General features: G+C 38.8%; 12 protein-coding genes. 9 read left to right on the top strand and 3 right to left on the bottom strand.

Going from position 1 to position 15115, the window contains the following annotated elements; all coding sequences use genetic code 11:
• The first annotated feature begins 190 nt into the window (after nucleotides 1-190).
• Nucleotides 191-679 carry a TIGR00725 family protein gene (locus tag V7L20_RS03130; protein WP_334742667.1) on the top strand — a complete coding sequence of 163 codons (489 nt, stop codon included), beginning with the start codon at nucleotides 191-193 and terminating at the stop codon, nucleotides 677-679.
• 27 nt (nucleotides 680-706) lie between these two features.
• Here the strand turns inward: V7L20_RS03130 and V7L20_RS03135 are convergent, their stop codons facing one another.
• The gene (locus V7L20_RS03135) at nucleotides 707-931 is read right to left on the bottom strand and encodes a hypothetical protein (protein WP_334742668.1); all 225 of its coding nucleotides are present in this window, start codon (nucleotides 929-931) and stop codon (nucleotides 707-709) included.
• Nucleotides 932-1005: 74 nt separating this feature from the next.
• Entirely contained in the window at nucleotides 1006-1275 is a 270-nt protein-coding gene (locus V7L20_RS03140; RefSeq protein WP_334742669.1) for an FAD-dependent oxidoreductase, read from the bottom strand.
• 1211 nt (nucleotides 1276-2486) lie between these two features.
• Here V7L20_RS03140 and V7L20_RS03145 point away from each other — a divergent pair.
• The 8 genes from V7L20_RS03145 (at nucleotide 2487) to V7L20_RS03180 (ending at nucleotide 14709) form a co-directional block, all read left to right on the top strand.
• Nucleotides 2487-5591, top strand: coding sequence for a peptidase domain-containing ABC transporter (locus V7L20_RS03145; RefSeq protein ID WP_334742670.1), 3105 nt, complete (start codon nucleotides 2487-2489; stop codon nucleotides 5589-5591).
• A 158-nt stretch (nucleotides 5592-5749) separates the two neighbouring features.
• Complete coding sequence (locus V7L20_RS03150; protein WP_334742671.1) at nucleotides 5750-7297, top strand: HlyD family efflux transporter periplasmic adaptor subunit; 1548 nt, start codon at nucleotides 5750-5752, stop codon at nucleotides 7295-7297.
• A gap of 118 nt (nucleotides 7298-7415) precedes the next feature.
• A complete protein-coding gene (locus V7L20_RS03155) occupies nucleotides 7416-8213 on the top strand; it encodes a peptidylprolyl isomerase (RefSeq protein WP_334742672.1) in 798 nt (265 codons plus the stop codon).
• 1409 nt (nucleotides 8214-9622) lie between these two features.
• Nucleotides 9623-9919 (top strand): hypothetical protein, encoded by a 297-nt coding sequence (locus V7L20_RS03160; RefSeq protein ID WP_334742673.1) that lies wholly within the window; start codon nucleotides 9623-9625, stop codon nucleotides 9917-9919.
• 715 nt (nucleotides 9920-10634) lie between these two features.
• Nucleotides 10635-10919 carry a hypothetical protein gene (locus V7L20_RS03165; RefSeq protein ID WP_334742674.1) on the top strand — a complete coding sequence of 95 codons (285 nt, stop codon included), beginning with the start codon at nucleotides 10635-10637 and terminating at the stop codon, nucleotides 10917-10919.
• A 436-nt stretch (nucleotides 10920-11355) separates the two neighbouring features.
• Nucleotides 11356-12405, top strand: coding sequence for a calcium-binding protein (locus V7L20_RS03170; protein ID WP_334742675.1), 1050 nt, complete (start codon nucleotides 11356-11358; stop codon nucleotides 12403-12405).
• Between the two features lie 149 nt (nucleotides 12406-12554).
• A complete protein-coding gene (locus V7L20_RS03175; protein WP_334742676.1) occupies nucleotides 12555-13163 on the top strand; it encodes a calcium-binding protein in 609 nt (202 codons plus the stop codon).
• A 211-nt stretch (nucleotides 13164-13374) separates the two neighbouring features.
• On the top strand, nucleotides 13375-14709 hold the full coding sequence (locus V7L20_RS03180; protein ID WP_334742677.1) for a calcium-binding protein: 1335 nt from the start codon (nucleotides 13375-13377) through the stop codon (nucleotides 14707-14709).
• Between the two features lie 131 nt (nucleotides 14710-14840).
• Here the strand turns inward: V7L20_RS03180 and V7L20_RS03185 are convergent, their stop codons facing one another.
• Entirely contained in the window at nucleotides 14841-14978 is a 138-nt protein-coding gene (locus tag V7L20_RS03185; protein WP_334742678.1) for a hypothetical protein, read from the bottom strand.
• Nucleotides 14979-15115 lie beyond the last annotated feature (137 nt).

Raw genomic sequence — 15115 nt, forward strand, 5'->3', positions numbered from 1 at the left:
AGGGAAACTACAGGACGCAACGTGTAAGATTTAACTCTTATTCTTCTGCTTAATTGTTTGTTACATACTTATAAAATTTACCCACGACTTACTTATCAATTTTTACAAGTATTTAGTAATAATAGTTATACCCCTGTAGTAATTGCTTCAGTAACAACTACTTATAAAACCTGCTATAAATTGAAATTCTATGAGAAAAATTATTGTTGGAGTGATGGGGCCTGGAAAAAATGCGACAGCAAATGATTTGCAAAATGCTTATACACTAGGTCAACTTATTGCCAAACAAGGATGGATTTTACTCACAGGAGGTAGAAATGTAGGTGTAATGGATACAGTTAGTAAAGGTGCAAAATCTGGTGAGGGCTTAACTATTGGTATTCTTCCTGGCGATAATCAAGATAGTATTTCCTCTTGGGTGGATATTGCTATTTTTACAGACATGGGGAATGCTAGAAATAATATTAATGTTCTCACTAGTGATGTAGTAATTGCCTGCGGTATGGGTGCAGGAACTGCTTCAGAAATTGCCTTAGCTTTAAAAGGAAATAAGCAAGTAATTTTGTTGACTGATGATCAACAAAGTAAGATTTTCTTCAAAAAGTTATCACCAGAAAATGTTTATATTGTGGAGAGTGTGGATCAGGCGATCGCTACTGCCATAACAATCTTATGCTAATTCGTAATTTGTAATGTTTAAGCTTGGTTAGTTAAGCTGATTGAATTGGTGTTCTAGAACGCATAGGGCTTGCTCACCAGACCAAAAAACGCCATGCACAGTACCTGAATCGGTTGGATGTTGAGCCTCGCTAGCGTTGTATACTCTACCTGCAATGGGTTGGCTTAACTGCTTGGATTCAAGTCGTGTTGCTGCGACTAACATTCGTGCGTAAGAATCTAATAATCTAATATAAAGGGTTCCTGACCCCATCGCGTGATGTAAACATCTGTTGATTGGGTAACTTTGTTAAACTGATATTTCGTCTTGATATCATGTCCGGCTGATTAGTTATGATTCTTGCATCTGTGCAAAAATCTGAAAACTCTTTCTCCCCCTGCCCCCTGCCTTCTTAATGATAAGTCTTTAACCGGACATGATATGACTTGATCACCCAGGCGATCGCTAGCTTCCCATACTGTAACATCGTATCGCTTAGTTTTTAATAGCTGTGCAGCACTTAATCCAGCAAAGCCTGCTCCAATGACTATCACTCGACCTTGACTAAAAGCCGCATTGTAACCTGGAATATGATCGTTTGGGCTATCGGGAAGCACAGATCACTAAGGGAGAAGCAAATATTGGTCCCAGCATTGCAAGTATGTTTTGGGTAAAAGTGAAGTTCGTCCAAAAAAAGTGAAATCCCTCAAATTTTTACCCAGAATTACTTAGAACCATTTACGTACTTATTTATAGCGTATTCTTGTTCTACTTGAGTTCTTAACGACTATTTACACTTAACTTGGTAACCAATCTTTTAGCCTTGAGTATACTTTGTTTCTAACTCCCAATGAAATGGGCGAACCGAGAGTATTATGTGCTGTTATTAGTAGGTCGGCGTAAATAATTATCGTTGGAATAAGGCAGGGGGCAGTGTTTCGACTACGCTCAACAACCGGGCAGGGAGCAGAGGAAAAAAGAGTTTGAGCCTTGTTTACTTTTCTTCACACAGTTTGGTTTTATTGTACTGATTTATTTAACTTCCACCATACTATATGGTCTATTTTTTTAAAGATTTAATGTATTAAAGGGTGAAAATTGTATTTTTTCTGCAAAGAATTGTCCATTTGATAATATTTCAAAAAATTTACAAGAAAATAAGCGTAGGCTATTCAAACTTTAAGTTAATCAGTGTAAGCTAATGATGTAAATATGTTTATCGCAAAACTATTAAACCACTTAGGCTAGTTGTGCTAGAGGAGGTGTAACAAAAATAACAAATTTATTTGTGTATATGTTTAAAGAGACTAAACATGACTGTAAAAAGATTGAGTTTAGTAGCTTCTAAATATATCAGACAATGTTGTTGAAGTCAGATTTTTCTTGATCTTTATAGTTTTTCTCATTTATTGACTGTAGCCTGCCCTAAGCTAGCTTTTTAATGCTGTTTATAGGTTATAGGCTCTAGACTCTAGACTGAAGCATCCCCACTAAATTGATTGTGATGCCTTGACAAAGCGGTAAACGCTTTGCTTCTAAATTATTGTTCAACCTCTTGCTGAAAGCACGAATCTTGTTGGGAGCAAAAAAGCTTGGCTATGCAAACGTCTAGCCCAATATATTAGCATTAACATTAGTGATTGTCAAGATCAACAATCAGTTACAACGAGTGGCGCTGCTTCCCAAATAAAAATACTTTGTTATATAACAACGCTCTTTTCTTTTAAGAAGTTTAGGGTTTCCTTGCAGATATAAAAGTAGCAAATCATACTTTTTATTATTTTTTCAATTTAGATCAATAGCTAGATTTTGTCTTGGAGGTTAGAAAATGCCACCCGTGCTTTCTGGGGAACATGTAGGCGAAAGGCTTTTGTACACCTTGGGTGCAAAGCTTTCAGAAAAAGAATTACAAAATTTATTGGCAGCAATGGAAATTGTGGAGCCACCACCAGCAAAGCAGTTCTGGCAATCTGCACAGACCAATCCTGGTATCTATATTATCCTTACAGGAAAAGTCCGACTGTTGGATAGCTCTGAGAATTTAATTACAAGCTTTGGTACTGGGTCTATTTTCGGCGAATTGACTCTTTTTCCCGAAGCTGACTTGAGTCCTTATGGAGTCAGAGCTTCGACAAGCTTAAAACTGGGCTATTTCAGGCAAGATGCATTGCAAACATTGATAGACAAGTATCCTAATATCCGCGATCGCCTTTTTGCCCGTGCAGAACTTTGGGACTTGTTATTGTTATGTCGCCAAACCTCACAATTACCGTGTCATACTTCACTTGTACCAGGGATGCTCAAAGCTTTATCTTTCTTTGAGCGACAGCATTTAGAAACTAGCCTAATAACTACGCAAGTATCGCAAGATTCTAAGTTATGGATATTGTACAAAGGTCAACTGCGGCATTCTGAAGGCCATTTTTTGACACCAGGCACAATTTTTGCCCAACCAAAACAAGGTGATTGGCAGGTAACTCAACCAACAATTGCTTACATTCTGAAAAACGACCAGATGCAAACAGCACTAGAATACTTCCCAGAGTTGGGGAATTGGGGACTTCTACTGAGCGAAGCCGAAGTAGTGGGGAGTGGAAAGTGGGGAGAGACGCGATTAATCGCGTCTGGAGTAAAGAGTAGGGAAAAAACTTCCCAATCTCCAAAATCTAAAATCATTCCTTTTCCTCAACGAGATCAGCAGTCACAACAACAACCAAAAAAATCACGTTTTTACTTTCCTACTCCGAAAGTGCAAGTGGGGCATTGGTGGAGACACCTGACTAAGAGCTATCCCTTCTATGCCCAACAAAGCGCTGCTGATTGTGGTTCTGCTTGCTTGGTAATGATTGGTAACTATTGGGGCAAGCATTTTAGTATCAATCGTCTGCGGGATATGACCAATGTCAACCGCACTGGTGCATCTCTAAAGGCTATGGCAATAGCAGCAGAAAACCTGGGTTTTGCCACCCGTCCAGTGAAGGCTACTCTTGATAAATTAGCAGAACAACCTTTACCTGCAATTGTCCATTGGGAAGGAAAACACTTTGTTGTTGTCTATGAAATCACCAAAAAGCGGGTGATTGTATGCGATCCGGCTCTTGGTCAACGCAGCCTGACAAAAGCTGAATTTCAAGCGGGTTGGAGTGGTTATGCATTGTTACTAGAACCTACAGCTTTATTACAAAATACTAAAAACGAAAGTACAAGCTTCTGGAAGTTTTTTGAGTTAATCAAACCTCACTATCGGGCACTATTAGAAATCTTTGCAGCTTCAATATTAATCCAAATATTTGGACTGGTAACGCCAGTATTCACTCAATTATTGCTCGATAGAGTACTTGTGCAACGTAGCGTTACAACCCTAAACGCCATTGGTTTAGGAATGATTATTTTTGGGTTATTTGGCGTCGCTGTCAACGCTTTAAGGCAATATCTTCTATTTCATACTGCTAACCGCGTTAGTATCGCCCTACTTGTAGGTTTTATCAAACATACCTTCCGCTTGCCCCTTTCTTATTTCGAGTCGCGTTTTGTTGGGGATATAGTCTCGCGTATCCAAGAAAACCAGAAAATTCAGCAATTCCTTACCGGTCAGACACTCTCCATTGTGCTGGATATGCTGACATTGGTGGTTTATCTGGGCTTGATGTTCTCTTATAGCTGGCGCATGTCATTATTCGTGCTGTTTACTGTACCGCCATTTTTTATCTTGGCGCTAGCTAGCACAAATATTTTACGCCGTATGTCTAGAGAAATTTTTAATGCAGGCACTAAAGAACAAAGCTATCTCATAGAATCTCTGAGCGGAATTCGTACTGTCCGCTCATTGTCAATTGAACAAACTGTGCGCTGGCGTTGGGAGGAACTGCTGAATGGTTTAGTCAAAAAAAGCTTTAATGCTCAAATAATTGGTAATCAGCTGCAAATTATCAGTGGTGTTATCCAAACTTTTGTCAATACTGGATTGCTGTGGTATGGAGCGACACAGGTAATTAATGGCGAACTGACGATTGGACAATTAGTTGCTTTCAATATGTTGGTGGGTAACGTCTTGAGTCCTTTCCAGAGGCTATCTATGCTGTGGAATCAATTGCAAGAAATTGTGATTTCCACCGAACGCATAAATGATGTGTTAGAGGCAAAACCAGAAGAAGACTTAGAAACTAAACCCCGGAAGTCGTTGGGTAAGCTGCGCGGTCACATTAGCTTTCATAATGTCACCTTTCGCTATCACTCAGAAAGTGAGACTAACGTTTTAGAAAATCTTAACTTTGAAATCCAGCCGGAACAGATGGTTGCTGTTGTGGGGCGCAGTGGTTCTGGAAAAACAACCTTGAGCAAATTGATTTTGGGTTTATACCCACCGACAGATGGCAAGCTACTGATTGATGGTCGTGACATGACTAGTGTTTCGTTGCGATCGCTCCGTTCTCAAATCGGCGTTGTAGACCAAGATACCTTTCTCTTTGGTGGGACTATTCAAGAAAACATTGCGATCGCTCATCCGAATGCTTCTTTAGAAGAAATTATCCAAGCAGCAAAATACGCCGGAGCCGATGAATTTATTCAAAAACTACCGATGGGTTACGAGTCCGAAATTGGTGAAGGCGGCGGTATGCTCTCTGGTGGACAACGCCAACGCCTAGCGATCGCTCGTGCTTTGCTCGGAAATCCTCGGTTATTACTGTTTGATGAAGCCACTAGCCACCTAGATTCCGAATCAGAACGAATTATTCAAAACAACCTCAAAACAATTCTTCAAGGACGCACAAGTGTAATCATAGCCCATCGCCTGTCTACAGTCCGCAACGCTGACTTGATTCTAGTTTTAGATCAAGGCGTTTTGGTAGAAAGCGGTACTCACGACGAATTAATCACCAAAAAAGGTCATTATTACTACCTGAATCAACAACAACTGGCTCAAGTTAGTTGAGATTGGGCATGGGGCACTTGTACTGAGCTTGTCCTGAGCGTAGCCGAAGGGCGAAGCCGAAGTATTGGGCATTGGGCATTATAGTTCTTCCCCCCTCTACTTCCCACTCCTTACTCCCCACTCCCCACTCCCCATCTACTTTTATCAGAACTAAAGCTATGCCATCTCCCAATAGATCATCCCCACCTTCTCAAGATCAGACAGATAAGTATCAAAGTTACACACAGCAAGAGGAATCTGTAGAGTTTAACGAGCAGAAAGAGGTAGAAAATGACAGTCAAGATTTGCACTACGGTACTGAAGTATTGCTCAATGCCTTACCTCGGATTTGGACTCGTGGTTTGTTGTATGCACTCATAGCCTTTGCTGGTCTGTTCTTGCCTTGGGCAACTCTCTCGAAAATAGATGAAACAGGTAGTGCTAGAGGGCGTATAGAACCGAAAGGCGCAACTCAAAAATTAGACGCTCAAGCTGGTGGGAGTGTCAAAGCAGTTCTGGTCAAAGAAGGAGACACAGTTAGAGCCAACCAGGTTCTAGTAGAACTAGAGTCTGATGTCCTCCAAACAGAACTGCAAGAAAACATGAGCAAATTGCAAGGGTTACAAAATCGGCAATCGCAACTGGTACTGCTCAAAAATCAACTCCTAATGTCAACTAGCCTCTTAGAGCAACAAAATAAATCCCAAGAATTAGAAAAAATGGCTCAAGTTAACCAGGCGCAGCAAAACCTGGATGCCAAACTGAGTAGCTATAACCTCCAAAAGTTAGAAAAACAAGCATTAGTTAAGCAAGCACAGCAGCAGATTTACACAACTCGCAACGATCAGCAATCGGCTAAAAGCCGTTTGGGTATAGATTCTAGGCAAGTTCAACGCTTTAGCAAACTCGTTCAGGATGGTGCAGTTTCTGCAACCCAAATTGATCAACTCAAAAAAGAAGAACAAGAAAGTAAACGACTCTATGGCAAGGCTATATCAGATATTAAACAAGCACAATTGCAGTTAGCAGGGGAGTTAAATCGTTATCAGGTAACTATCAATACGTTGGAGTCTGATATCAAACAAGCAAAACTCAGACTGCAAGAAGAACAAAGTAGCTATAAAAGTTTGATCCAAGCCGGGAAACTAGCTGTAATGAAAAATCAGGAACAGCTAAAAGATATACAGGCGCAAATAACAGCACTGCAATCAGAAGTGGCTCAGACTAGAAGCCAGATTACATCTATAAAAGTTCAGATACAGCAACGAGTGGTGCGATCGCCAATTAATGGGGTGATTTTTGAATTACCCACTACGAAGCCGGGAGCAGTAGTACAACTTGGTCAAAGAATTGCCCAAATCGCACCCAAGAATGCAGACTTTGTACTTAGAGCTAATATGCCTAATCAAGATAGTGGTTTCTTGAAGGTAGGAATGCCAGTTAAAGTCAAGTTTGATGCCTATCCCTTCCAGGAGTATGGCATCGTACCAGGGAAAGTTACTTGGATCTCTCCTGACTCGAAAATTACCCAAACACCCCAAGGGAACATTGAAAACTATGAGTTAGAAATCACCTTAGAGCACCAGTATGTCGAAAATGGTAACAAACGTATTCCACTAGGTGCCGGTCAGACAGCAAACGCTGAAGTGATCATTCGCCAACGGCGGGTGATTGATTTTGTTTTAGATCCGTTCAAGAAACTGCAAAAAGGCGGTTTAGAGATTTAGTTAGAGCAATACTTACGGTGGCAAGCTACCACTAGAATTAAAACTCTTGTACAGACGCGATTAATCGCGTCTCTACTCCTAACTTAACAATGCCCTTAATTATTGGAGATATCATATTATGCCTCACAATCTGACAATTTCCAGATCAGATATTATTCACAGCCTCAAGCTTTCCTGTCAGATTCCTGATCTAGTGGGGGCGATCGCATCGCAAAGCATCATTACCGAAGCAGCTCAAGAGCTAGGAATTACAGTCACACCAGAAGAACTACAGCAAGAAGGAGATAGTTTAAGGTTTGTGAAGAAGCTTGTCAAAGCTAAAGACACTTGGATATGGCTAGAAAAACACCACCTGTCTGTGCATGAGTTTGAAGAATTAGCCTACAACAACATCCTTTCGCAAAAGTTAGCAAATCATCTATTTTTTGATCAACTCGAAAAGCACTTTTATGAACACCAACTAGATTATGTCGCCGCCGTTACCTACGAAGTCGTTTTCGAGGATCGAGACTTGGCTTTAGAGCTTTTTTATGCGCTTGAAGAAGGCGAAATCAATTTTCCTGAAATTGCTCGTTTATATATTCCAGAACCAGAACTCCGCCGTGTTTATGGATATCAAGGACTCCGATACCGCAAAGATTTTCGCCCAGAGATTGCAGCTGCTGTATTTGCTGCTGCACCACCAAATGCCCTCAAACCAATTACGACACCCAAGGGAGTGCATTTAATTTGGGTGGAAGAAATTATTCAACCCCAATTAGATGAACAATTGCGCCAAAAAATTATTACAGAATCATTTTCTAATTGGTTAAAGCAACAAATCAACGCGATGAGAATTGTCACTCAGATAGACTCGGATGCAAATGTGCGATCGCAGGAGGAATTGCTAGATATGTCATTCACCAAAACTAAATAGGTGATAAAATTGCAAATGTTTTTCTAGCTAAATCTTTTCTCTGACTTAAGATAGATGTATATAGTTTATAAAAAATGTTATGTCTGTAAGTATTGATTGCTTAAAAACTTACCAATTTCCAATTTTTAAAAGTTTGTAAATACATCTAAAGAAATAGATTTTTCTAAATGTCAAAAATAACTTAAATAGCTATAAAGCTTGCTAGGCAATAATAATTTCAATTAATGCCTAAATTTATTATGCTATTTTTATAATTTAAATTGATGCTATTTTTGATGATTTTTCGTGCAATATATTAATTATTTTAATTAAAATACTTTCTAAAAAACATTGACTTTTTTCATAAACAAAGTATAGTTATTATGTGTCGAAAATAAACGATTGCGTTACTTAAAAAAACTCAATAAAGTTACAATTTTCAGGATAAACTCAAATGATTATTTTTGATCTGGGTAGGAGGGATCATTACCCACAACCACTACGGATACGGGTACTAACCCAAGTTTTTAAACGTGGGATTGAAAACTTGAAAACCGCAATTTTTATGCTACGTGTCTCAAAAAACATCTTTTTTTGAGTGACCTTCAGACTCACAGCTAAAGTTTCAAAATTCTTTCCTGTTCCCTGTTAAAACTTCCTCTCCCTTTTTCGGTGAAAGAAGTCATAGAACTCCAACTAGATAAACAGTTGCACCAAAAAATCATTACAGAATCATTTTCTGATTGGTTAAAGCAACAAATCAAGGCTATGAAAACAGTTACTCAGATAGCAACACCCTTGGGTTCAAGCTAAAATACTTTACCAAAGTCAGTTTTTTTAATGTAGATGCATACTCTTACGGAGAAGCAAGCTACGCCAAGCATCTGTCGGCTAGACGCTTTCTTTGCCTAAGCCTCCCGCAGAGAACGTAGAGAACCAGCTTGCTGCATGTCCTGTCCGTCAGGACTGGTGTTTGACGTTGATATGTTATTTACCAAACTAAATAGGTTATTAGATTCCAAATGTCTTTTAGCCAACTATCTTCTCTGATTTCAGGTAGATATCTCTAGTGTTAGAAAATGTTAGAGATGCTTTTATCTTTTGCTTAAAAATTTAATATTTTTCGTTTTGTCTATTTTGTAAATACATCCAAAAAACGCTAATTTAGCGCGATTAAAAATTTAAATTAAATCGCTATAACTCTTGATGGGCAGTAATAAATTAAATTACTGTTTAATTTTAGTATACTTTTTTAAATTTAAATATAGTCGTTTTTAATCTGCAAGGATATTATCTTTTTAGTAGGTTATTTTAGAAAAAACCTATTGACTTTTTTGAAAAATAAACTATATTAATTATGTGGCTAACACAAATAACTTTGTAACGCCAAACATTCCACCCAAAAGTTAAAACTTTCAGGATCAACTCAAATGATTATTTCTGATCTAAACTACTTGGAAAACACCTTTGAAGAAATTTTTGGTGGTCGTGGTACTACCATCAGAAACTTATACACCGCAGACAAAACAGTTAAAGCTGTTGTTAATGAAAGTTTCACCAAGACAGTTAACACTAACTACCGTGGTTTAACAGGAAACACTGCTGAATTAGTTGTTAGCGCTGATTCTACCGGAAACAGAACCTTCACCAGCGTAATTGGTGGTGTGCAAACCGAAGATTATCGCTCTGAGACTTTCGTTAACGCTATTTCTGCTACCGTAAAATAAAGCAGGTTAGAGTGAGTATGAAAACCAACACTCCATAGCAACTGTTTTGTTGGGTTATCTTGTACTCTACTCAACCTACTGTTTGGATGTTCAAAAATTGCTGAAAACTATAAGTAAAAATAGTTTTCAGCAGTTTTCTAAATTCGATTCAATGTTAACATAGTTAATTAGAAAGCTGCAAGACTTACCACTTTATTCAACGCCCTCTTTGTTAATGTAGGAAGCCTATTGTCAAGTCGAGTAGGCTAGCGCCTTCAAAGTTCAGCATCTAACAACTGCCATACTTGAGCTTTAATATCATAACTATCTGTCAAATTAACAGGAAAGAGGGCAGGGAGCAGAAAGCTTGGGGGAAAACCCCATAAATAAATTTAGGGCTGCTGAAAGCTTAGACGCATTATTTCTTGTGTCATGCATCTTGAAATAAGTATTTAACATTAAGCATAAATAAATTTATTTGCCCTGAAACCCTCTATTGCTGACAAATCACATCATTTTATCCCCTGCTCTCTGCCTCTCTGGTCAAGTCCATATTGTATATCTAGCAGGATCAAGAGGAAATCTAATGAGCAGTATTTTTCTCACAGCTCTATCCTACCTTACTAGGAGGGGTGCCGGCGGTAACATTAAAGTCAGGACTACTTCCCCTACAGATTTCACAATTAATACGAGTGAAGAAGTTTTCGTACCCAGAGCAACATCGAATAGAAGTACCATGATAGCCACGAATGCCTTCACTACAAGTGACATGAACGATTTGCTATCGGGAGATCAAAATGACGGTACTTTCTTCACCAACTTAGGCACTGATACATTTACTAGAGGTGCTGATGGCAGTTTATTTCTTGGTACAGCAACAACTTCTGCTTCTGGGCGTTCTAATGTAATTACTGATTTGAATGCATCTTTAGGTGATGCAATTGGGATAGTAGGAAATAAGAATCTGTTAAACAACTTCGGATTTGCAGACTTAAATTCGATAGTTGATAGTTTCCTATGAGGGGCTAAATTAGCCTATTTTTAAGCAGTTTTTATGAATCGAATATTTTTGGATAAAACAATAATTTAGCTAATGAATCTATTGCTCAAAAATAGCTAATAGGATGTTTTAAAAGTTCTATCATTGGTATAAAAACTTTTTAGATCCTCCTAAATCCCACTTTTTTAAGGGGATTTTGATTCCGGTTCCTCCTTTTAAAAGGGTAGCCATCATGGAAACAGGGGTTTCCACGCTACTTCCTTCTTATGTTCAAAGACCCTGCGTGTAGCTTGCTTATTTGTAAAATACAACGGGGAACCTCACGTTATTCGGTCATGGCTTAGGGAGGACTGATATATTTCTTCTAAATCACAGCCTAATACTTTTAAAATATCCTCTTGGATGATTACCCACTACACATTGGCAACTTCAACTAAGAATTTGCGAGGTAAACAATATGGCATCTATACAAACAAGTGACAGCAACGATATAGGAAACATTAATAATGATAAGATCACGAATCTTTTTAATCGAACTAACGATATCTTGAATGGCAGAAGCCTTAATAACAATACATCTGGACGTATTAGTGGCATTTTACAAGGAACTAACGGCAACGATCTATTAAATGTCCCAGGAGGAAAGACTAATACTAAAAATTACACGATTTTTGGTCTTGGTGGTAACGATACTTTGACCGGGGGAGGCGGTAATGACAAGATATTTGCAGGTATCAGTGGTAATTCCCTATTGAATGGGGGAAATGGGAATGACAGATTGTTTGGCAACCTCGGTAACGATACCCTAAATGGGGGTAGCGGTGATGATGAGCTGAGTGGAAGTCTTGGTGATGACTTGCTAAATGGGGATAGTGGCAATGATACGCTCCTCGGAAGTCTCGGCAATGACACCCTGAATGGGGGTAGCGGTAATGATGAGCTGAGTGGAAGTGTAGGAGATGACTTGGTTTTTGGGGATGCTGGCAATGACACTCTTGATGGAGGTCAGGGTAGTGACGTAATATTTGGGGGCAATGGTGATGATATTCTGCTTGGAGGTCCTAGCGGCTCTCCCGATGCTCCAGAAGGATTCTTTGAGGACTTTCTTGTAGGGGGTGCTGGTAGTGACACTCTGAATGGATTTGGCGTTGGCGGAGGAACATCAGATGCTAATGGGACAACAAAATTATTTGAAAGAGATGTGTTAGTAGGTGGCGGTGCGGTTGATGCAAGCGGCAATGTCACAAATGTTTCTGGCGACGGCGTGAAAGATGTATTTGTGCTTGGGGATGCGAAAGGGGCTTTTTATACAGCTGCTGGTGATAAGGACTATGCTACTATTTTGGGCTTTGAGAAGGGTATCGATCAGTTGCAACTTAGTCCAGCTGTGACTTATCAACTTCAAACTAAATCTCAGATAACTGAGCTTGATACTTTGATTTTCGCCCAACTTCCTAGCGGTAATGACTTAATTGCGATTGTAGCAAACGTTGACCTGACTAGATAGATATGGCTAATTATCAATAGAATACGAAATTAACAAGACCTTGTTTTTGGTCAAGAGTAGTATGCGATCGCTCTGCTTAAACCAAGAATATAAATAATATTTAACAGCGTAGATAACAGTAAAATTTACAACTTTGTGAAACAAAAAATATGGCAATTTTCCAAGGAACTAAGAACAATGATACCCTCAAGGGGGGTAGTGGTAACGATAGCCTCAATGGAGGTCTTGGTGATGACTTGCTTTTTGGGAATGCTGGCAATGACACCCTCAATGGAAATCAGGGTAGTGACGTAATATTTGGGGGTGCTGGTAATGATAATCTGATTGGAGGTCGTAGCGGCTCTCCAAATGCTCCTCAAGGATTCTTTGAGGATTTTCTCGTAGGGGGTGCTGGTAGTGACACTCTAAATGGATTTAGCCCTGGTAGAGGAACATCATTTGAGAGAGATGTATTAGTGGGTGGCGGTGCGGTTGACAATAAGGGCGACGTTACAAATATTTCTGGCGATCGCGTGAAAGATATATTTGTGCTTGGGGATGCAAATGCTTCTTATTATACATCTGCTGGCGACAAGGACTATGCTACTATTTTGGGTTTTGAGAAAGGTATTGATCAGTTGCAACTTAGTCCAGCCGTAAATTATATACTTGAAACTAAATCTCAGATAACTCAGCTTGATACTTTAATTTTCGCCAAACTTCCTGGCGGTAATGAGCTAATTGCGATTGTAGCAAACGTTAACCTGACTACTAAATAGGCATAGCTCATCATTAATAGAAGATATTAACAATACCTTGTTTGTGGTCAAGATAAGATTATTAATATAGATGCGATCGCCATGGACAACGGACATGACTGATGAAATTATAAGATTGTGCGATCGCTACACTCAAAATTCCACAAGTAGGGTTGCATACACTCATATATTTTTGTAGACAAAGTACTTAACAGGATAAACAGAAAATATTATGCGACCACAGACACTATTTTTACAGCCAATTGTAAATCCAATTCCTAATCCCAACCCTAACTTTGCTAACGCTACAGGGGTTGCTTCTTTCTCAAATTATAGTCAAAAGCCCTCAGGAACTTTGACTAACACTCAGGTAAAAGCGTTGGTTGATAGTGGTGTTGCTATTGCTACGGTTCAAGCCGCAGCTGTTTTTAACAATGACCCGACTTTTTCTTCGCTCTTTAGTGACATTAGTGGCATTGGATTAAATGGTTCTTTCTCAGGAAGTGCCAAGAATAAAATGCAAGTTATTGCTAGTTTTAAAATTGCTGCTAATAAAAAATTTTCTTTCAATTTCTCTGCCAATTTAGCACTAACAGCTAAAGAAATTGAAAAGTCTGCTACTGAATATAACCAGGCTAAGGGGAAAATTAGTTTCTTGACACTAGATACCACAAATCCTTATAAGCCTAAAGTATTAGATTATTTCGGTATTCAAGGTGAGTTAATTTCCTCTAAGCATATTGCTGATTTGGAATATTCCAAAAGTAGTAATGTTACAATCAAGAGTCGCCCACATAATACTGATATTGACGGCAATAATGGCAAGGATTCCATTACAGGAAACGCCATTGGTAGTTATCAAAAGACCTTTAAGCATGACACCAACATAACAATAGTACAAATAAATGCTAGTAATATTACTTTTTTAGGAGATACTTTAATCAACAATTTAGGTAAAGATGTTATTTATGGCACGATTGGGAAAGATGATCTTAAAGGAAGTAGTAGTGGAGATAAAATTTATGCCAGCTTAGGGGATGACAAACTGAATGGAGGGAAAGGCGATGATATCCTCGAAGGCGGCGAAGGGAATGATACCCTAGATGGGAGCCAAGGCAATGATAGCCTAAATGGTGGTTCAGGTGATGACGTTCTGATTGGTGGTGTTGGGAATGATGTTTTAGTCGGTGGCGACGGCCATGACAAATTTGTTTTCAACGTTAGCGAAAGCTTTTTGGCAAGTAAGCTTGGTGCTGTTCAAGATTTACTAGTTGGTATTGGTATCGATATCGGTCTTGATAATCTTTTCAACGTCAGCGATAAATTATTGAAAAGTGAGTTTGATGTAATTCAAGATTTTAAAATTGGTATCGATAAGATTGAATTTAAGGGTTGGGGTAATATTAATGCTAACAGTTGGTTACATGAAATGTTTTCTCAAGGAAATATAACCAATACTAAAGATGGCCTACTTTTGAATTTTAATTCTGGAGATACTCAAGAAACATTACTGCTATCAAATGTAAATTCTAACCAATTTAACTCTAATTCGCTCATATTTTCTTAGACTGATTTACTTGATATCGAATATCCAACGGTTTAGAGGATGTTTTAAAAGTCCTATAAGGTATAATTTTGCCCTTCTGACTTGGGTTAGCCCTGATGATAAATCAAGGTTTTAGCCATATAGTGAGATACTTAGTACAGCATTTCATTAATTCGTAGCGAATTAAATTTGGCAATACTCTGCAATGCCAATACATCGGCTAACAATGCCAATGCATCAGTTGACAATGCCAATGCATCGGCAAACAATACCAATGTATCAGTTGACAATGCCAATGCGTCTCCTTACATTAAAAACGCTACGATTTTACGCAAAGCTTTACTTAGCTGTGCTAATTATGAAAGCAAAAGATCCTTTGAAAACATCCTCTTATGTGTGCGTTCGATATCGATGCTTGAGTAAAACT

The organism is Nostoc sp., from assembly GCF_036916735.1.
GTDB lineage: Bacteria > Cyanobacteriota > Cyanobacteriia > Cyanobacteriales > Nostocaceae > Nostoc.

What these genes read in the sequence shown, in the direction of transcription:
- V7L20_RS03130 (WP_334742667.1), top strand. Translation starts at nt 191, where the DNA reads ATGAGAAAAATTATTGTTGGAGTGATGGGGCCTGGAAAAAATGCGACA.
- V7L20_RS03135 (WP_334742668.1), bottom strand. Translation starts at nt 931, where the DNA reads ATGGGGTCAGGAACCCTTTATATTAGATTATTAGATTCTTACGCACGA.
- V7L20_RS03145 (WP_334742670.1), top strand. Translation starts at nt 2,487, where the DNA reads ATGCCACCCGTGCTTTCTGGGGAACATGTAGGCGAAAGGCTTTTGTAC.
- V7L20_RS03150 (WP_334742671.1), top strand. Translation starts at nt 5,750, where the DNA reads ATGCCATCTCCCAATAGATCATCCCCACCTTCTCAAGATCAGACAGAT.
- V7L20_RS03155 (WP_334742672.1), top strand. Translation starts at nt 7,416, where the DNA reads ATGCCTCACAATCTGACAATTTCCAGATCAGATATTATTCACAGCCTC.
- V7L20_RS03160 (WP_334742673.1), top strand. Translation starts at nt 9,623, where the DNA reads ATGATTATTTCTGATCTAAACTACTTGGAAAACACCTTTGAAGAAATT.
- V7L20_RS03165 (WP_334742674.1), top strand. Translation starts at nt 10,635, where the DNA reads ATGATAGCCACGAATGCCTTCACTACAAGTGACATGAACGATTTGCTA.
- V7L20_RS03170 (WP_334742675.1), top strand. Translation starts at nt 11,356, where the DNA reads ATGGCATCTATACAAACAAGTGACAGCAACGATATAGGAAACATTAAT.
- V7L20_RS03175 (WP_334742676.1), top strand. Translation starts at nt 12,555, where the DNA reads ATGGCAATTTTCCAAGGAACTAAGAACAATGATACCCTCAAGGGGGGT.
- V7L20_RS03180 (WP_334742677.1), top strand. Translation starts at nt 13,375, where the DNA reads ATGCGACCACAGACACTATTTTTACAGCCAATTGTAAATCCAATTCCT.